The organism is Yersinia sp. 2466 StPb PI, from assembly GCF_041538325.1.
Taxonomy (GTDB): Bacteria; Pseudomonadota; Gammaproteobacteria; order Enterobacterales; family Enterobacteriaceae; genus Yersinia; species Yersinia enterocolitica_E.
The window spans coordinates 2,973,867-2,992,958 of sequence record NZ_JAULSL010000001.1 but is presented as its reverse complement, the minus strand read 5'-3'; the positions used below and the strand labels follow the sequence as shown (position 1 = coordinate 2,992,958).

Sequence of the window (19,092 nt, the reverse complement as noted above, 5' to 3'; positions counted from 1 at the left end):
GAGATACTATGTGTTACTAAATGTAAATACTGGGGAACTTTGTGACTTAGATCGAACTTTAAAAAATGACAAAAGCCAGCTGAGCTGGCTTTTATTTATACAAATAAACATTTTTTTTCGAAATGACGAACTTAGAAGCTGGCATTTCTCGGCGTGCGTGGGAATGGGATGACATCCCGAACGTTTTGCACCCCTGTTACATAGGAGATCAATCGTTCAAATCCAAGGCCAAATCCTGAATGCGGTACCGTACCGTAGCGACGCAGATCACGATACCACCAATAATCTTCTTTATTGAGGCCCATCTCTTCCAGACGTGCGTCCAACACATCTAAGCGCTCTTCACGTTGTGAACCCCCGATGATTTCACCAATTCCCGGCGCTAATACATCCATCGCTGCAACGGTTTTGCCATCTTCGTTCATCCGCATATAGAAAGCTTTAATGTCTTTCGGGTAGTTTTTAACCACTACCGGTGCCTTAAAATGTTTCTCAGCCAAATAACGCTCATGTTCAGAAGACAAATCTATGCCCCATGACACGTCATTTTCAAATTTCTGGCCCGATGCTAGCAAAATCTCGATAGCGTCGGTGTAATCAACCTGAGCAAAATCAGAGGTGACAAAACGTTGTAGGCGATCTACCGCGTCTTTATCTACCCGCTCAGCAAAGAACTTCATGTCATCAGCACGTTCATTGAGCACAGCCTGGAAAACATATTTCAGCATTTTCTCGGCTAATGCGGCGACGTCATCTAAAGAAGCAAATGCGACTTCAGGTTCAACCATCCAGAACTCCGCCAAATGACGGCTAGTGTTGGAGTTTTCTGCCCGGAAAGTGGGGCCGAAAGTGTAAACTTTGGACAATGCACTGGCGTAGGTTTCTCCATTCAACTGACCGGATACCGTCAGGAATGCTTCTTTACCGAAGAAATCCTCGCTGAAATCGACAGCTCCAGTATCCGTGCGTGGCAAGTTTTCCAGATCCAGCGTCGACACACGGAACATTTCACCAGCACCTTCGGTGTCTGAAGCGGTGATCAGTGGGGTAGAAACCCAGAAGTAGCCGTTTTCATCGAAGAAACGGTGAATTGCCTGCGCTAAGGTATGGCGGACACGGGCAACAGCACCAATCAGGTTTGTACGTGGGCGTAAGTGAGCCACTTCGCGCAAGTATTCGATGCTGTGACGTTTTGCCGCCATCGGATAGGTATCGGGATCATCAACCCAGCCGACCACTTTGATAGCAGTTGCCTGAATTTCAAAGCTCTGGCCTTCACCTGGTGATGCCACCACTGTTCCAGTGACTTCTACTGAGCAGCCGGTAGTCAGATGCAGTACTTCATCCTGATAATTAGGCAAAGCATTATTCACGACGGCCTGTAACGGGTCAAAGCAGGAACCGTCATAAACGGCAACGAAGGAGATACCCGCTTTAGAATCTCTCCGGGTACGCACCCAACCGCGTACGGTGACTTCACTGTCAACCGCAGCACGGCCTTGCAGTACGTCGACTACAGGCACTACGCTCATAGATTTCTCTCTTTAATAGTTTTGATATAGAAATAGTTAACAACCCAACCAAATGGGGATGTTGCTATGTTACTTGCGGCAGTGCAGGACACAAGTAGAAATCACCAGATCAGTGCAACATTTCTGTCGTTATCCTTAATAAAGGCGGCACAAATCAGAGCTGGGTTTAATTGGGAAGTGGTTGTGAGGGAAAAACGGCTAAGTGAAGTGGCTCGCCGGGCTATATTAACGCCCCGACGAACCCTCATTATGCAGGCCGATACTAACTGGCCTTTTTGACTAACGGCAGGGCGAATGCTTCGCGTAACTCATCAACAAAAGCCGGGTCCTGACAGATAGTTTTACCCGGACTATCCGAGAGCTTTGCGACCGGCTTGTTGTTGCATTCAACCAGTTTAATGACAATGTTGAGCGGTTTAACGCCGGGAATATCACAAGTTAAACGGGTACCGATACCGAACACCAATTTAATTCGTTGATAGAAATGGCGATAGAGTGACAACGCTTTTTCCAGATCTAAATTATCTGAGAACACCAATGTTTTACTCATTGGGTCAATACCCAGCTTTTCATAATGGGCGATAGCTTTTTCACCCCATTCTACCGGGTCACCTGAGTCATGGCGCAATCCTTGATAGCGATTGGCGAATGTCTCATCAAAATCGCGCAAGAAGGCATCCATGGTAATACAGTCAGTCAGTGCGACACCAAGTTGATTTGGGTACTCATCTAACCAGACTTGAAGTGCCACGCGCTGACTATTGGCCAGTATCGGACTTATCTGCTGATGAGCCTGGAACCATTCATGGGCTTGAGTACCGACCGGAGCTAATGCCAGGTTGCGGGCTAAATCATAGTTGCTGGTACCTACAATATAGGGGAACTCATCTTTTAAGCTGCTGACAATAGCATGCTGTATATCGCGTGAAAAACGGCGACGGGTGCCAAAATCCATTAGCTTGAAATGACTAATATCGATATCCGCGCTGAGAATCTTAAACTGCTGAAGTTTGTTGCGCAGTTGCGTGACGGCCTCGGCTGTTGTGACACCGACTGACCGGCGCCGATGAACGATTTCACTGATCACCGCCAGCAAAGGGACTTCCCATAAAATCGTTTCGCACCATAAACCGGCAATCCGAATATCTAATTTACCGTCATTATTGGATACGGTGACCTGCTCAGGGTTAAAACGAAAATCCCGCAACCAATTGAGGTAATCATCTTGAAAGAAGGGTAACCCCGAGAGGTAGGTAAACTCATCATCGGTTAACGCTAATTGTTTCATTAGCGCTATCTGATGGCGGATTTCATCGGCATATTCGCCCAGCAACTCATCACCACGGCAGCGGAATTCAGCGGCAACGGTAATATGGCGATAGCGATGGAACACGGCTTGTTGCATATGGAGCTTATAAGCATCCGTATCAAGCAGTGAAGTCAAAATCGGTGAGGCGTCTTGGGTCATGGCGCTATACAGCATCCTCGTAGGAGCATTTTCCGCAGTCAGCATATCCCTTTGGTACTTGAAGTTGTCAGGGCTGCTTCGTTCACTCACCCGAATGACCTACTTATGTAAGCTCATCGTAATGCGTTCACTGGCCGCCGACCGGCAACACCAATTACTTTGGACATAATCTATAAAGTCGCAGGAGTATACCGGTATTATCCTGTTATTGAAGCCTCATCACACCATAAATGCTAATCACAGGTCTAGGATTAAACGTGCCATTATCAGTGAAACGGTTATTTTCTTTAGTGGTGTTGGCCCTTAAGGTCAGATTTTTAGCTGTTTAGCGAATAAAGGATAAATTGACTTATAAAATATAGGGTTATTAAATTGCACTACCGGGCAACAAAAGGTAAATCTTTGTTTCCTGTTAGTTATCAGAGGTCACCTTGGCAGCCTGGTGCGGGTATTTCCCCATCATTGAGATATCACAATCAACGCAGAGTAATGTGGGGAAATAGCAAACATCATACTATATGTTTAGACATCGACTTAGATAAGTGCGATCAGGGAAGATGGCCGTAGGGTAGACCCGATCCCGCTTGATTGCGGATATGGTCGATGAATTCTTGGCTAAGCGCTACAACATCATAGGCATAGGGTGGGACCCAGCCGATATCAGCGTCAAACCCACAATTGTTGAGTTCAGCAAGGCTATGGTTAAAAGTCGAGCTGTCATCATTAACTTTATCGCCGCCATTAAACGCCTTCATTACCCGACATTCAGCCGTAAGGTCATTAACCAAAAATATATTTTTCTCTGATAAAATACTAGACTGATAACCCAAGCCATAGCTGTATTCGTAGGGATATATAGGATCTGATTTATCTTGCTCAAATAAATTATTATAGAGATGTATGCTGCCGAAACGAACTCGCGGAGTACGCTGGATTATCCGCGTAAAGTAATTATTAAAGAATGTAACGTGCATGGTTCCTGCATCTTGCTCAGCATTACTATCGCTATGACCAATCAAAATAGTTTTGTCATGTAATTCAAAACGGCAGTGAGAAATCGTGACATAGTCAGAGCCGCGTTTAATATCTAACGCGCCATCATGCTGAACAAACTTCCAGCCATCCTTCTCGGTGTATTGATCAATCGTAAAACGGCCATCACTAAACGTGACATGGTCGATCCAGACATGGTGTGAATTAATGATATTTAAACCATCCCATTCAGCATTCCACCCATCACCTTCTTCAAACTGGGGATCGACATCTACTGGGTTCTCAATATAGATGTTATGAACGATAACATTACTGGCATCTTGGATAATGATTGAACCTTCGATAAATTTCGCATTCTCGGTGACACCAATTAACGTGGTATTGGCATTGAGATAAACAATACCACGCTGTTTCTGGTCTGCTTGGTCCTGATAAGGAAGACCTTCACTCACATCAATCAGACCATATACTTGAATTATCTTCGGCCGCTCTCCTGATTCCGATAATGCCCGTCTAAGTTCTGATACCGAAAAAACCAGATAAATATCATCACTGGTGGCTTCGCTGCCTCCGGTAGTTCCTCCGGCTTCAGCGGCCCAGCCTCCGACAGGAGAAATGTTTCTTGCAGCTTGATGAATGACACGTGAATTGATTCTGCTGGTCATAATAACTCCTTTTACATTTGAATATCTTAACAATCCTCCATTGAAATAGAACATAATTTTTTTTAAATAAAACGACGTCTCTATTGTTTTTGTTAAATCGATAATATGTATTATGAAGTGTTGAATCTTCAGTGTGTTGAGCTTATTTTTTATTGTTATATGGAATGGATGGCTATTTTGCGTTAAAGAAAACGATGAGTTAGGGGGGCAACGACAAAAAGATCTGAATCTATGTTCAATCTTATTAATGTATGAAGGCCAATGTGCATGATGTCGGGTTTCGTCTGATGGTATTGGCATATTCTGCTGTCAGAAATGACGATACCGAACAAATCAACGGATATTTTGCTCGCCAAATGCAAGAAGGAAAATGAGCTGCGAGGCGGCTCGAAAAAAGCACATTCAATGCGTTATCTGCCGTAATAGCACTCGCTCTCACCTAGGTTTTTTTTACAATTGTGATACATTAAAAAGCTATCTGAGTCTGAGGCTAATGGGCTGACAGCAATGTTCTGGTCGCCGTGATACTGGCCTTATACGACTATTAATACAGACCTGATAATCATATTCACTGATGACGTCAAAAGGGTTCCTATGACACAACAGCCGCAAGCTAAATACCGTCACGATTATAAATCGCCGGATTACACCATTACCGATATCGATTTGGACTTCGCACTGGATGCGCAAAAAACGACGGTAACGGCGGTCAGTAAAGTAAAACGTCAGGTAGCAGATGTGACGCCGTTGATTCTAAATGGTGAGGATCTCACGCTCGTCAGTATCAGTGTTGATGGGCAAGTTTGGCCTCATTATCAGCTACAGGATAACTCGCTGGTCATTGAGCAATTACCCGCACATTTCACACTGACAATCGTCAATGATATTCATCCTGCGACCAACAGTGCACTTGAGGGATTATATCTTTCCGGTGACGCGCTGTGCACCCAGTGTGAAGCTGAAGGTTTCCGCCATATTACTTACTATTTAGACCGTCCTGATGTTTTGGCCCGTTTTACGACCCGCATCGTGGCTGACAAATCTCGTTATCCTTATTTGCTTTCCAATGGTAACCCTGTGGGGCAGGGGACACTGGAAGATGGTCGTCATTGGATAAAATGGCAAGATCCATTCCCTAAGCCTTGTTATCTGTTTGCTCTGGTTGCCGGTGATTTTGATGTCTTGCGCGATAAGTTCATTACCCGCTCCGGGCGTGAAGTCGCATTAGAGCTTTTTGTTGACCGCGGTAATTTAGATCGTGCCGACTGGGCGATGACGTCGTTGAAGAACTCCATGAAATGGGATGAGACTCGTTTTGGTCTGGAATACGATCTCGACATCTATATGATTGTCGCGGTTGATTTCTTCAATATGGGTGCGATGGAAAATAAAGGCCTGAATGTATTCAACTCTAAATATGTTCTGGCAAAAGCTGAAACAGCAACAGATAAAGATTATCTGAACATTGAAGCGGTTATCGGACATGAATATTTTCATAATTGGACAGGTAATCGAGTCACGTGCCGTGATTGGTTCCAGTTAAGCCTGAAAGAGGGCTTGACGGTATTCCGTGATCAAGAGTTCAGCTCTGATTTAGGTTCACGTTCAGTTAATCGAATTGAGAACGTACGCGTAATGCGTGCCGCACAGTTTGCCGAAGATGCCAGCCCAATGGCCCATGCTATTCGACCAGACAAAGTTATCGAGATGAACAACTTTTACACCCTTACCGTGTATGAGAAGGGTTCAGAAGTTATCCGCATGATGCATACCCTACTGGGTGAACAACAATTCCAGGCCGGTATGCAGCTCTATTTTGAACGCCATGATGGTAGTGCCGCAACGTGCGATGATTTTGTACAAGCAATGGAAGATGCATCGAATGTCGATCTCTCTTTATTCCGTCGCTGGTATAGCCAGTCCGGCACTCCGATTCTGACCATTCGTGATGACTATGATGCTGAGAAGCAGCAGTACCATCTGCACGTCAGCCAGAAAACCTTACCAACCGCTGACCAGCCGGAAAAACTGCCGCTGCATATTCCATTAGATATTGAACTATATGACAGTAACGGTAATGTGATTGCGCTACAGAAAAACGGCTTGCCCGTCCATCATGTCCTGAATGTGACGGAGTCTGAGCAGACATTTACCTTTGATAATGTTGAACATACGCCGATCCCCTCTTTGCTGCGCGAATTCTCCGCCCCAGTCAAACTGGATTATACCTACAGTGATCAGCAGCTCACTTTCCTGATGCAGCATGCGCGTAATGAATTCTCTCGTTGGGATGCTGCCCAGAGCTTGCTGGCAACCTATATCAAACTTAATGTTGCCAAGTATCAGCAGAAACAGCCGCTGAGTTTACCCACTCACGTTGCGGATGCTTTCCGGGCAGTATTACTCGATGAAAATCTTGATCCGGCTCTGGCAGCGCAGATCTTGACCTTACCGTCAGAAAATGAAATAGCAGAGCTGTTTACTACCATTGATCCGCTGGCGATCAGTGCGGTTCATGAGGCTATTACTCGTTGTTTGGCTCAGGCATTGTCTGATGAACTGTTAGCCGTATATGTTGCGAATATGACACCTGTGTATCGTATTGAACACAGTGATATTGCCAAGCGTGCATTGCGTAATACCTGCCTGAATTATCTGGCTTTTGCTGATGAAGATTTTGCTAACAAGCTGGTCTCGTCACAATACCACCAGGCGGATAATATGACTGATTCGCTGGCCGCATTGGCGGCGGCAGTCTCTGCACAATTACCTTGCCGTGATGAGTTGCTTACAGCCTTCGATATGCGTTGGAATCATGATGGTTTGGTTATGGATAAATGGTTTGCACTGCAAGCGACGAGTCCGGCGGCTGATGTTTTGACACAGGTGCGGGCTTTGCTTAAGCATCCGGCATTCAGTTTGAGCAATCCAAATCGCACTCGTGCGTTAGTCGGTAGTTTTGCTTCGGGTAATCCGGCGGCATTCCATGCCAGCGATGGCAGTGGTTATCAATTCCTAGTCGAAATTCTCAGTGATTTGAATACCCGTAACCCGCAGGTGGCTGCACGGCTGATTGAGCCGTTGATTCGCTTGAAACGTTATGATGCTGGCCGTCAGGCTCTAATGCGCCAGGCGCTGGAGCAACTTAAAACGCTAGATAATCTGTCCGGTGATTTATACGAGAAGATAACTAAAGCACTGGCCGCATAATAGCTGAATCAGCCAATAGCGCTGCCCACTAACGTTACCTTCACAGCACAGAGGGCAGCAATGCCCTCTTTTTTATGGTTCTTGACCTACAAATAGTTAACACCTTGTTATCAATATAGTTAAACAAAGAGATTCTTTGCGTGGCTTTACTGAGCAATCGTTTACTTTCCTGATAGATAAATTTACCATTCCCGCGTCTATCCATAGGTTGAAAGCCGGTCAGGAGATCACATGTACTACCCACTCGTCAAAAAAGCACTATTTCAGCTTGATCCAGAACGTGCCCATGAATTCACTTTCCGGCAGTTAAAACGTGTTACTGGCACACCACTCGAATTCCTGGTTCGCCAGTCGGTACCAACCAAACCAGTGAGCTGTATGGGATTGTCATTCAAAAATCCATTAGGTTTGGCGGCGGGGCTGGATAAAGACGGTGAGTGTATTGATGCGCTGGGCGCGATGGGGTTCGGTTTTATCGAAGTGGGTACGGTGACACCCCGGCCACAGTCAGGTAATGATAAGCCAAGGTTGTTTAGGATCGTTGAAGCTGAAGGCTTGATCAACCGGATGGGATTTAATAATCACGGAGTTGATAACTTAATTGAAAATGTCAAAAAATCACATTTTGGCGGAATATTAGGTATTAATATCGGGAAAAATAAAGACACCCCGGTAGAGCAAGGTAAAGAAGATTACTTGATTTGTATGGATAAAATTTATCCTTACGCGGGATATATTGCGATTAATATCTCCTCACCTAATACCCCAGGGTTACGATCTTTGCAGTATGGTGAAGCGTTAGATGATTTGTTGGCAGCAATTAAAAATAAACAAACTGAATTACATCAGCGCCATCATAAATATGTTCCTGTGGCAGTAAAGATCGCGCCGGATCTTACCGAGGAAGAGTTGATCCAAATAGCTGACAGTTTAGTTCGCCATAATATAGATGGCGTTATTGCCACTAATACAACGTTAGATCGCTCTCTCATTCAGGGATTAAATTATTGCGAACAAGCCGGTGGTTTAAGTGGCCGACCATTACAATTACGCAGCACGGAAGTCATTCGTCGCTTATCACAAGAGCTGCAAGGGCGTCTGCCAATTATCGGGGTAGGTGGAATTGATTCGGTTACTGCCGCTCGCGAAAAAATGGCGGCAGGTGCTTCATTGATTCAAATTTATTCCGGCTTTATCTTCCGTGGGCCTGGTTTGATTAAGAATATCATCACTCATATCTAATTATTTAACTTCATTACTGGCCGGGGGGTTTATTTCTTCCTCCGGCTCGTCTATATTTTACTCCAGTAGATTAAATATACAGCGAAAGCCCTATACCTAAATAATGTGAGTTGCAGGTAGCCGGTAATCGAATAACAAAGTGGTCGTGAACTGATTTGAACGCGACTTATAGTGGTCTCGTAGAGGCGAGCTCCATGGATGGGCTGAGTAACGAGAGCCGCCAACGCACATGCTGTTTGAAGTATGATGCGGATATATGAAATTAATCCCATTTGATGGGCGAAGAACTCAGTTATTGAGTCAATGATGTTAGCAGCATGGCGGGAAGGAAAAATATGCGAATTAAACCAGATGATAAATGGCGTTGGTATTTTGATACCGAACACGACCGACTGATGTTGGATTTAGCTAATGGTATGATATTTCGCTCGCGTTTCCCGTCTAAAATGCTAACCCCAGATGCTTTCGATGAATCCGCATTCTGTGTCGACGATGCCGCTCTCTATTTTGAATTCGAAGATCAATGTCGCCAAATTAAATTGAGCCATGAACAACGTTCAGAATTAGTGTTAAATGCATTGGTCGCATTTCGTTTCCTAAAACCACTAATGCCCAAAAGTTGGTATTTTGTACAATACCCTAAAGCGCTGATGCCAAAAAATGGTGAGTTGGCGTTAGTTAAAGTATTGGATAGTGGTGAAGATGTTCGCTTGTTAGTGGTTGAGTCGGGTGATTCGGCAAGTTTGTGTTTATTAGCACAATCACAAGTGGTATTAGCTGGACGGCAGATGGTATTAGGTGATGCCATTAAGATAATGAATGACCGTTTGTTGCCCCTTATCATTGCAGAGGTTTATACCGCCCCAGCTTTCGACCGAGCGGTATAATTCCCCTTCATACCGCAGTAAAGTGGTTAGCTGCGTGCAGAGAGTAAGTTTATCGGGATTATCTTATTTACCGCTGAGGGTAATATCCCCTGTGGGAATACAGCTACAACAAAGAATAGTTCCGTCGTTGCCAATGGCACTCTGTTTTAAAGGTGCAACATCGCCATTCACTAATGTAATTCTACAACTGCCACATATCCCAGCCCGGCATGAATAAGGAATGCGGATATTTTGTTGTTCCAATTGTTCCAGCAATACCTGCTGATTATTACCATTAAAGCGAATGCCGTTATATTCAATCGATACCGCTTTGGATTGATCAAGTGGTGCCGCCAGGCTTTCAACTATGGCACCTGCACTGTATGGCCGAGGTGGTTTGGTTGACAGAATTTCTACTTCATCACCTATCCGAATAATACCGCTGTTCCTGGCCACCATATTCTGGCCAAAATCGATATCGCCATTTTCCGCAGTTCGGAATGTCTGTAGTGTTCGTAATGGCTCACCGGTTGGGTGTTTCCGCCCGCGTTCTACGCTGACGGTGGTTAATACACAACGGCTGCATGGCTTAACCAAATCAAAGGTGATATCTCCAACGCGAATCACCTGCCAACTGTCTTCGGCAAATGCACTGGCACCGGTTACGACTAAATTCGGGCGAAACTGTTCTAATTTAATACTGCCAGGGCAGCGTTGCTGTAGTTCTTTAAATGATGCTTCGTTAACGAGCAGGTAAGGGAAGCCATCAGCAAAAGACAGTGGAATCTCTGGCATCGGCTTCACCCTGCGGGTTAACTGTGCACCGAGCCAGCGTAATTGCACTTCACGCTGAAAATAGCCACTGAGCCAGTTGTTGATGGTCTCAGGGGCAATTAGCGCCGTAAAATGATTTCCCCAGACTTCCGTCGGTTCAGCATTGGCTAAAAAATCATTAAAGCGGATACTGGCACTCTCGCCATCGGGCGCCGTGAGATATAAACCGTTCGGCATTAATGCCGGGGTGAACAACACCATCTGCGGATTTTGGCGCGCAGTAATAAAAGTGCCATCCGGTTCGGTAATCATAAATACGCGGTCAAAGGCCAGCCCACTGCTGCTGACTTGAGCATGAGAAAGCTGCAAGCCGCGCATGGATTTCACCGGATGAACGTAGAGTCGGGAGAGGGTAATCACCATTGCCTCCGTGCGAGTATTAAATAAGAAGGAGCAACTTTATGACAAGCTGCTGGGATTAGCTATAATGCGCAACAATTTTCTTTTTGGTGATAGTGCGATATGAACTCTCTGTTTGCCAGCACGGCGCGTGGACTGGAAGAACTGTTAAAAAGCGAACTCGAAGCGCTGGGCGCTCACGACTGTAAAATAGTACAGGGTGGGGTACATTTTCAGGGTGACGATCGACTCATGTACCAAAGCCTGCTGTGGAGCCGCCTGGCTTCGCGCATCTTGTTACCGCTTAACGAATTTAAAGTTTACAGCGATTTGGACTTGTACCTCGGGGTGCAGGCGATCGACTGGCCGTCAATTTTTGGTGTGGATAAAACCTTTGCTGTGCACTTTAGCGGCGTGAATGATGAAATCCGCAACAGCCAGTACGGTGCATTGAAAGTAAAAGATGCCATTGTTGACAGCTTTACCCGTAAGTTGGAGCAGCGCCCAACGGTTGCCAAGCAGCAACCGGATATTCGGGTGAATGTTTTCCTACAACGGGATATGGCCAGTGTGGCATTGGATCTCAGTGGTGAAGGGCTGCATCAGCGCGGCTACCGTGATCTGACCGGTCAGGCTCCCCTGAAAGAAAACCTGGCAGCGGCAATTATCCAGCGTTCTGGCTGGCAGTCAGGTACACCGATGGTCGATCCGATGTGTGGTTCCGGTACATTGCTGATTGAAGCGGCAATGATAGCCTCTGATCGCGCCCCTGGTTTGCATCGCGCCCATTGGGGCTTTACCGCCTGGAGTGCCTTCAACGAAGTGCTATGGCGTGAATTGACCACCGAGGCGCAAGTGCGTGCCCGCAATGGTTTGCAGGAAACCACTTCTCGCTTCTTCGGTTCAGACATCGACAGACGAGTTATCGAAATGGCGCGTGCTAATGCCCGCCGCGCTGGGGTATCAGAGCTGATTAGCTTCAATGCCAATGATGTCAGTAAGTTAGTGAACCCCCTGCCGGAAGGGCCGGTAGGCACGGTTATCAGTAACCCGCCTTACGGTGAGCGGTTGGAAAGCGAGCCGGCATTGATTGCATTGCATAATATGCTCGGTCGCATCATGAAATCGGCATTTGGTGGCTGGCGTTTATCGCTGTTCAGTGCATCACCGGAATTGCTGAGTTGCCTGCAACTGCGGGCGGAACGTGAATTTAAAGCGAAAAATGGCCCGCTGGATTGCGTGCAGAAAAACTATCAGTTAGCGGCGAATCCACAGGGTGCTGCGGGTGTTCAGGTGGCAGAAGATTATGCCAACCGTCTACGTAAAAACGTGAAAAAGCTGGATAAGTGGGCCAAACAGCAGGGTATCGAATGCTACCGTCTGTATGATGCCGATTTGCCTGATTATAATGTGGCCGTCGATCGTTACGGCAGCAAAGTGGTGGTACAGGAATATGCGCCGCCGAAAACGATTGATGCGCAAAAGGCCCGCCAGCGCTTATTTGATGTGATTAATGCCACCCTTGCGGTACTGGATCTCCCATCCAATCAATTGGTATTAAAAACCCGTGAGCGCCAGAAGGGCAAAAACCAATACGAAAAGCTGGCACAAAAAGGTGAATTCCTGCTGGTGAGTGAATATAACGCCAAGCTATGGGTTAACCTGACCGATTACCTCGATACCGGCCTGTTCCTTGATCACCGTATCGCTCGCCAGATGCTAGGTAAAATGAGCCAGGGTAAAGACTTCCTTAACCTGTTTGCCTATACCGGTACGGCCAGTGTTCATGCCGGCTTGGGTGGTGCGCGCAGTACCACGACGGTTGATATGTCGCGTACCTATCTGGAGTGGGCCGAGAAGAATTTGCGGGTGAATGGCTTAACTGGCCAACAACACCGCTTGATTCAGGCTGATTGCCTTTCATGGCTCAGTAACACCGATGAGCAGTTCGATGTGATCTTCATTGATCCACCGACTTTCTCCAACTCCAAGCGTATGGAGACCACCTTTGATGTTCAGCGCGATCACTTAGTGCTGATGAAAGAACTTAAACGGTTACTGCGCCGTAAGGGAACAATCATGTTCTCGAACAATAAGCGCGGTTTCCAGATGGATTTGGACGGGATAAAGGCGTTAGGGCTGGAAGCGAAAGAGATAACAGCTCAGACACAATCAGAAGACTTTGCCCGTAATCGTCAAATCCACAACTGTTGGCTGGTCACCCACAGCCACGAGGAAAAGTAGAAACTATGTCGTTAATTAGCATGTCCGGTGCCTGGCTGTCGTTCAGCGATGCACCTTTATTGGATAATACTGAATTGCATATTGAGGCAAACGAGCGCGTTTGTCTGGTGGGCCGTAATGGCGCAGGTAAATCCACCTTATTGAAAATTTTGAGCAAAGAAGTCGCACTGGATGATGGCCGCATCATTTATGAGCAAGATTTGATTGTGGCGCGTCTGCAACAAGACCCACCACGCAATGTGGCCGGTACCGTGTTTGACTTTGTGGCTGAAGGCGTGCAAGAACAGGCTGAACATTTAAAAGCCTACCACGCAAGCTTGCATCAGGTTGAGTTAGACCCAAGTGAGAAGAACCTCAATCGTCTGGCGGCATTGCAGGAGATTCTGGACCATCAAGGTTTGTGGCAATTAGACAGCCGCATTCAGGAAGTGCTGGTTCAACTTGGTTTATCTGCTGATGCCGAACTTTCATCACTGTCAGGTGGTTGGTTGCGTAAAGCAGCACTAGGCCGTGCGCTGGTAAGCTCGCCGAAAGTGCTGCTGCTGGATGAACCGACCAACCATTTGGACATCGAAACCATTAATTGGCTGGAAGGCTTCCTGAAAGAATTCCAGGGCAGCATCGTGTTTATCTCTCATGACCGTTCCTTTATCCGCGCGATGGCGACCCGTATTGTCGACCTTGATCGTGGCAAATTGGTGTCATGGCCAGGGAATTACGAACTGTATCTTGCCAGCAAAGAAGAAGCACTGCGGGTTGAAGAGCTGCAAAATGCTGAATTTGACCGCAAACTGGCGCAGGAAGAAGTGTGGATACGCCAAGGTATCAAAGCGCGCCGCACCCGTAACGAGGGCCGTGTGCGCGCGCTGAAAGCGCTGCGCATGGAGCGTTCTGAACGCCGTGAAGTGATGGGCACAGCCAAGATGCAAGTCGAAGAGACTGTGCGTTCAGGCAAAATTGTCTTTGATCTGGAGAATGTTAACTATCAGATTGATGGCAAAGTATTAGTGAAAGATTTTACCGCACAAGTACAGCGTGGCGATAAAATCGCGCTGGTGGGCCCAAATGGTTGCGGTAAAACGACATTACTGAAACTGATGCTCGGTCAGCTTAAAGCGGACAGCGGCAAAGTACATTGTGGCACCAAGTTGGAAGTGGCTTATTTTGACCAGCATCGGGCAGAACTTGATCCCGAACGTACGGTGATGGATAACCTGGCAGAAGGTAAGCAAGAAGTGATGGTAAATGGCCGCTCGCGCCATGTCCTCGGTTACCTGCAAGACTTCTTGTTCCACCCTAAACGCGCAATGACACCGGTGAAAGCGCTGTCTGGTGGTGAGCGTAATCGCCTGTTATTGGCTAAATTATTCCTTAAGCCTAGCAACTTGCTGATTCTCGATGAACCGACCAACGATCTGGATGTGGAAACACTGGAGTTGTTGGAAGAGATGGTTGATAGCTATCAGGGCACAGTGCTGTTGGTAAGCCATGACCGTCAATTCGTTGATAACTCAGTGACTGAATGTTGGATCTTTGAAGGTAATGGCCAGATCAATAGTTTTGTTGGCGGCTATTATGACGCGCATCAGCAACGTGCTGAGGCAAAACCTATCCGTCAGGTAGCGGCTAAAGTTGAAGAAACCAAAACTGCGACACCGGTTAAGAGTAATGCTCCCGCCGCTAAGCGCCCGGGTAAGTTGAGCTATAACTTACAACGTGAGTTGGATCAGTTACCGCAACAGCTAGAAAAACTGGAAAATGAAATCAGTGAGTTACAGGCTGAAGTTGGTCACGCAGATTTTTTCTCACGCCCGCATGAAGAGACACAACAGGTCTTGAAAGCATTAGCTGATGCTGAACAGGCGTTAGAAGTAGCATTTGGTCGTTGGGAAGAGCTGGAAGCTCAGAAAAACGGTTAAAAATGTGTAACCGCCGTTCTACCAGATGACGTGCAATACGATATTATGTCTATTGTTATAGTAAGTCTCTTGATAGAACGGTGTTCAACAATACCCAATAGATTTCAACGTGCAGGAAGGTAGCTTGCAGCGGCCTGATAGAGGCGAGAACCATGGATGGCGGAGTAACGGAACAGCCAACCATCTGCATGTTGAAAGATGAAGGGATATACAGGCCAGCCGTAAGGACATAGATATTGTATTCTGTTATTGAGCCTAAACACGGCGGGCAGTCAGGGAATGTCATCCTGTGCCGGCAGTGCGACATGTCAGTGGCCTTACCCTCCCTGCCTTATGGCACTAAAGCGGTATGTCCGCGTTGCAAAACCACACTGACTACCAGGTGGGATGAGCCACGCAAGCGCCCTGTGGGGTACGCGGTTAGCGCATTATTTATGCTATTACTGGCTAATATGTTTCCGTTCGTCAACATGCGTGTGGCCGGGATCACCAGCGAAATTACCTTACTCCAAATACCCAGAGTCATGGTGTCAGATAACTATGCCAGCATGGCAACGTTATTTATGGTACTGGTTCAGTTGATACCGGCATTCTGTATGGTAGCCATCATCCTGCTTTGCCTGCGGGTGCGGATGCCAGCCCACTTGAAAGCCGCAATAGCGAAAGCGTTATTCCAATTTAAAAGCTGGTGCATGGTTGAGATCTTCCTCGCCGGTGTGCTGGTGAGCTTTGTCAAACTGATGGCGTATGGCGACATCGGTATTGGCAGCAGTTTTATCCCCTATTGCCTATTTTGTGTATTACAAGTCCGCGCCTTCCAATGTGTCGATCGTCATTGGATGTGGCAGGATATTGCCCCGGCTCCTGAACTGAAGCTCCCGTTGGTTGCGGGCCGTACTGGTTTGCGTCAGGGGTTGCGATCCTGTTCTTGTTGTACCGCAATTTTGCCGCAATCCCAGGTGCAATGCCCGCGCTGCCATACTCATGGCTATGTTCGTCGTCGCCATAGCTTGCAGTGGACAATGGCCCTATTGATCACCTCGATTCTGCTCTATATTCCGGCTAATTTGATGCCGATTATGATTACCGAAAGTCTGGGGAGTCAAATGGGTTCTACCATTATGGCGGGGGTCATTTTCTTGTGGAGCGAAGGTTCTTATCCGGTGGCGATGGTGATTTTTATCGCCAGTATCATGGTGCCATCGTTAAAAATGTTAGCGATTGCCTGGCTGTGTTGGGATGCAAAAGGTAAAGGTAATAGCGATACTGAACGGATGCATTTCATCTATGAAATCGTGGAATTTGTTGGCCGTTGGTCAATGATCGATGTCTTTGTTATTGCTGTGCTCTCTTCATTAGTCCGTATTGGGCAACTGATGAGTATTTATCCAGCGATTGGTGCACTGCTATTTGCCATGGTAGTGGTTCTGACAATGTTTGCTGCATTAACCTTTGATCCTCGTTTAACCTGGGATCGAATCAGTGAATCAACCCAAAAGGAGCCGCAAGGTGACGGACAATAATCCCAGCCAGAATGTGGCGGAAATTGAAAAAATCAAGCGATGGTCGCCGGTGTGGATCATCCCGATTGTCACTGTGCTGATTGGCGCATGGATTTTGTTTTATCATTTCAGCCACCAGGGGCCACAGGTGGTATTGACCACACTGAATGCCGAAGGTATTGAAGCAGGTAAAACAAAAATAAAAAGTCGTAGTGTGGATGTCGGTATCGTAGAGCAGGTCACGCTGAGTGAGGATCTGAACCATGTTATCGTGCAGGCACGGCTCAGCTCAGGCATGAATACCCTGTTACATGGCGATACCGTCTTCTGGGTGGTGAAGCCGCAGATTGGCCGTGAGGGTGTATCTGGCCTGGGAACACTACTTTCCGGTGCTTACATTGAGCTGCAACCGGGTAGCAAAGGTAAATCATTAAGTGAATTCACCTTATTGGATTCCCCACCGCTGGCCTCACCTGATGCTAAAGGGGTGCGTATCATTCTGGACAGCGAACAGGCTGGGCAGTTGAATGCTGGCGACCCGGTATTGTTCCGTGGCTACCGGGTCGGATCGGTAGAAACCAGCACCTTCGATGCCAAGTCACGCTTAATGCGTTATCAGTTATTTATTGGTGCGCCTTATGACAGTCTGGTCACCAGTAATGTCCGTTTCTGGAAGGACAGTGGTGTAGCGGTCGATCTATCATCACAAGGAATGCGAGTTGAAATGGCATCGCTGGCAACCCTTTTCAGTGGTGGCGTAAGTTTCGATGTGCCTGATGGTTTGGATCTGGGCAAACCGGTCACGGCAGATAAAGCTGAATTCAAACTGTTTGATAATCGCAGCAGCATTCAAAATTCTCTGTTCACTGAACATGAAGATTTCTTGTTGTTCTTCTCCGACTCTGTACGTGGTTTGCAGTCTGGTGCGCCGGTAGAGTTCCGTGGTATTCGTGTGGGTACTGTGGCCGATGTGCCGTTCTTCACCGAAGGTATGAGGCAGCGAGTTGATAATGATTTCCGTATTCCGGTGCTTATTCGCATTGAGCCAGGCCGTTTCCGCGATGATTTAGGCTCGGATACCAACTTTGCGCAAATATTGAAAACAGCCAAAGAACGCGGGCTACGTGCCTCATTGAAATCAGGTAACTTGCTGACGGGGGCGCTGTTTATTGATCTGGATTTCTACCCAGATGCCAAACCGTGGAAAGGGCCGTTGGAAGTGGCGGGCTATCCATTGCTGCCCACAGTCAGTGGTGGTTTAGCGCAAATTCAGCAGAAATTGATGCAAACACTGGATAAGATTAATAGTCTACCTCTGGATCCAATGGTGAATGAAGTCACGAAGACACTGGCTGAAAGTCAGAAAACGATGCGTGAAACTCAGAAAACCTTGGCGGCATTGACTGCAATCACCTCAAGCCCGGCGATGCAGGATCTCCCCAAAGATCTGCAAAAAACCCTGAATGAGTTGAATCGCAGCATGAAAGGCTTCCAGCCAGGTTCACCGGCCTACAACAAGATGGTGGGTGATATGCAACGGTTAGATCAGGTCTTGCGTGAATTACAGCCAGTATTGCGTACGCTGAATGAGAAGAGTAACGCGCTGGTATTTGAAGCGGCAGGAAGTCAGGATCCTCAGCCTAAGAAGGCCAAAAAATGATGAAATGGATGGCAGTTCTCGCAGCGCTGTTACTTAGCGCTTGCAGTAGCGAACCCGGCAAAACCTACTATCAGTTACCGGCACTCAGCGCACCTGCTACGGTCAGTAGTAGTGTTGCTTCAAGGCAATTATGGATTGAACATGTTGGTGTTGCTGATTATCTGGCTGCGACGGGAGTGGTATACCAAACCAATGATGTACAGTATGTCATTGCCAGCAACAACTTGTGGGCCAGTCCACTGGATCAACAGTTGCAGCAAACCTTGGTAACCAATCTGAGTAATGCGCTGCCGGGTTGGTTGGTCTCTTCACAACCACTGGATAGCGATCAGGATGTCCTCAATGTGACTGTAACCGGCTTCCATGGCCGCTATGATGGTCGCGCCGTCATTCGTGGTGTGTGGATACTGAAACATCAGGGACAGTTGATTAAGCAGCCATTCGATCTCGAGCTTAAACAGAGTGAAGACGGCTACGATGCTCTGATCCGAACCTTGGCGCAGGGCTGGCAGCAGGAAGCCAAGGTTATTGCTGCTCAGTTACAAAACGTTAAGTAATATTTTGTTCTAATTTAGTCTAATATCAGTCAAACCCTCTTTCGTTGCTAATGAAAAATTA

12 protein-coding genes are annotated in these 19,092 nt (G+C 47.0%); 8 read left to right on the top strand and 4 right to left on the bottom strand.

From position 1 onward, the window contains the following. Positions 1 to 131: 131 nt before the first annotated feature. The 3 genes from asnS to Q2T72_RS13595 all read right to left on the bottom strand — a co-directional run bounded on the left by asnS (position 132) and on the right by Q2T72_RS13595 (position 4,658). A complete protein-coding gene (asnS, locus tag Q2T72_RS13605; RefSeq protein ID WP_083158454.1) occupies positions 132 to 1,532 on the bottom strand; it encodes an asparagine--tRNA ligase in 1,401 nt (466 codons plus the stop codon). 262 nt (positions 1,533 to 1,794) lie between these two features. Further along, positions 1,795 to 3,000 carry a nicotinate phosphoribosyltransferase gene (pncB, locus tag Q2T72_RS13600; protein ID WP_083163557.1) on the bottom strand — a complete coding sequence of 402 codons (1,206 nt, stop codon included), beginning with the start codon at positions 2,998 to 3,000 and terminating at the stop codon, positions 1,795 to 1,797. A gap of 548 nt (positions 3,001 to 3,548) precedes the next feature. After that, the gene (locus Q2T72_RS13595) at positions 3,549 to 4,658 is read right to left on the bottom strand and encodes a polysaccharide lyase family 1 protein (protein WP_372569310.1); all 1,110 of its coding nucleotides are present in this window, start codon (positions 4,656 to 4,658) and stop codon (positions 3,549 to 3,551) included. Positions 4,659 to 5,252: 594 nt separating this feature from the next. Here Q2T72_RS13595 and pepN point away from each other — a divergent pair. The 3 genes from pepN to Q2T72_RS13580 all read left to right on the top strand — a co-directional run bounded on the left by pepN (position 5,253) and on the right by Q2T72_RS13580 (position 9,997). After that, the gene (gene pepN / locus Q2T72_RS13590; protein ID WP_083158457.1) at positions 5,253 to 7,868 is read left to right on the top strand and encodes an aminopeptidase N; all 2,616 of its coding nucleotides are present in this window, start codon (positions 5,253 to 5,255) and stop codon (positions 7,866 to 7,868) included. A gap of 231 nt (positions 7,869 to 8,099) precedes the next feature. After that, positions 8,100 to 9,110, top strand: coding sequence for a quinone-dependent dihydroorotate dehydrogenase (pyrD, locus tag Q2T72_RS13585; protein WP_005184626.1), 1,011 nt, complete (start codon positions 8,100 to 8,102; stop codon positions 9,108 to 9,110). Between the two features lie 335 nt (positions 9,111 to 9,445). Beyond that, entirely contained in the window at positions 9,446 to 9,997 is a 552-nt protein-coding gene (locus Q2T72_RS13580) for a cell division protein ZapC (RefSeq protein ID WP_083158459.1), read from the top strand. A gap of 63 nt (positions 9,998 to 10,060) precedes the next feature. On the opposite strand, the gene Q2T72_RS13575 is transcribed toward Q2T72_RS13580, so the two are convergent. Then, complete coding sequence (locus Q2T72_RS13575) at positions 10,061 to 11,173, bottom strand: YcbX family protein (RefSeq protein ID WP_372569309.1); 1,113 nt, start codon at positions 11,171 to 11,173, stop codon at positions 10,061 to 10,063. Between the two features lie 99 nt (positions 11,174 to 11,272). Between Q2T72_RS13575 and rlmKL the strand changes: the two genes are divergently transcribed. From rlmKL to pqiC, 5 genes are all read left to right on the top strand, one after another. Further along, entirely contained in the window at positions 11,273 to 13,393 is a 2,121-nt protein-coding gene (gene rlmKL / locus Q2T72_RS13570) for a bifunctional 23S rRNA (guanine(2069)-N(7))-methyltransferase RlmK/23S rRNA (guanine(2445)-N(2))-methyltransferase RlmL (RefSeq protein WP_083158461.1), read from the top strand. 5 nt (positions 13,394 to 13,398) lie between these two features. After that, on the top strand, positions 13,399 to 15,312 hold the full coding sequence (locus tag Q2T72_RS13565; protein ID WP_372569308.1) for an ABC transporter ATP-binding protein: 1,914 nt from the start codon (positions 13,399 to 13,401) through the stop codon (positions 15,310 to 15,312). A gap of 236 nt (positions 15,313 to 15,548) precedes the next feature. Further along, complete coding sequence (gene pqiA / locus Q2T72_RS13560) at positions 15,549 to 16,835, top strand: membrane integrity-associated transporter subunit PqiA (RefSeq protein WP_083158463.1); 1,287 nt, start codon at positions 15,549 to 15,551, stop codon at positions 16,833 to 16,835. After that, a complete protein-coding gene (pqiB, locus tag Q2T72_RS13555) occupies positions 16,822 to 18,474 on the top strand; it encodes an intermembrane transport protein PqiB (RefSeq protein ID WP_193784634.1) in 1,653 nt (550 codons plus the stop codon). Before pqiA ends, pqiB begins: the two co-directional genes overlap by 14 nt. After that, positions 18,471 to 19,031, top strand: a complete 561-nt coding sequence (gene pqiC, locus Q2T72_RS13550; RefSeq protein WP_083158464.1) for a membrane integrity-associated transporter subunit PqiC — start codon at positions 18,471 to 18,473, stop codon at positions 19,029 to 19,031. The genes pqiB and pqiC overlap by 4 nt, the downstream gene beginning before the upstream one ends. Positions 19,032 to 19,092: the final 61 nt, after the last annotated feature.

Bases quoted from the DNA above. Each gene is read 5' to 3' on its own strand.
- asnS (WP_083158454.1), bottom strand. From the start codon at position 1,532: ATGAGCGTAGTGCCTGTAGTCGACGTACTGCAAGGCCGTGCTGCGGTT.
- pncB (WP_083163557.1), bottom strand. From the start codon at position 3,000: ATGACCCAAGACGCCTCACCGATTTTGACTTCACTGCTTGATACGGAT.
- Q2T72_RS13595 (WP_372569310.1), bottom strand. From the start codon at position 4,658: ATGACCAGCAGAATCAATTCACGTGTCATTCATCAAGCTGCAAGAAAC.
- pepN (WP_083158457.1), top strand. From the start codon at position 5,253: ATGACACAACAGCCGCAAGCTAAATACCGTCACGATTATAAATCGCCG.
- pyrD (WP_005184626.1), top strand. From the start codon at position 8,100: ATGTACTACCCACTCGTCAAAAAAGCACTATTTCAGCTTGATCCAGAA.
- Q2T72_RS13580 (WP_083158459.1), top strand. From the start codon at position 9,446: ATGCGAATTAAACCAGATGATAAATGGCGTTGGTATTTTGATACCGAA.
- Q2T72_RS13575 (WP_372569309.1), bottom strand. From the start codon at position 11,173: ATGGTGATTACCCTCTCCCGACTCTACGTTCATCCGGTGAAATCCATG.
- rlmKL (WP_083158461.1), top strand. From the start codon at position 11,273: ATGAACTCTCTGTTTGCCAGCACGGCGCGTGGACTGGAAGAACTGTTA.
- Q2T72_RS13565 (WP_372569308.1), top strand. From the start codon at position 13,399: ATGTCGTTAATTAGCATGTCCGGTGCCTGGCTGTCGTTCAGCGATGCA.
- pqiC (WP_083158464.1), top strand. From the start codon at position 18,471: ATGATGAAATGGATGGCAGTTCTCGCAGCGCTGTTACTTAGCGCTTGC.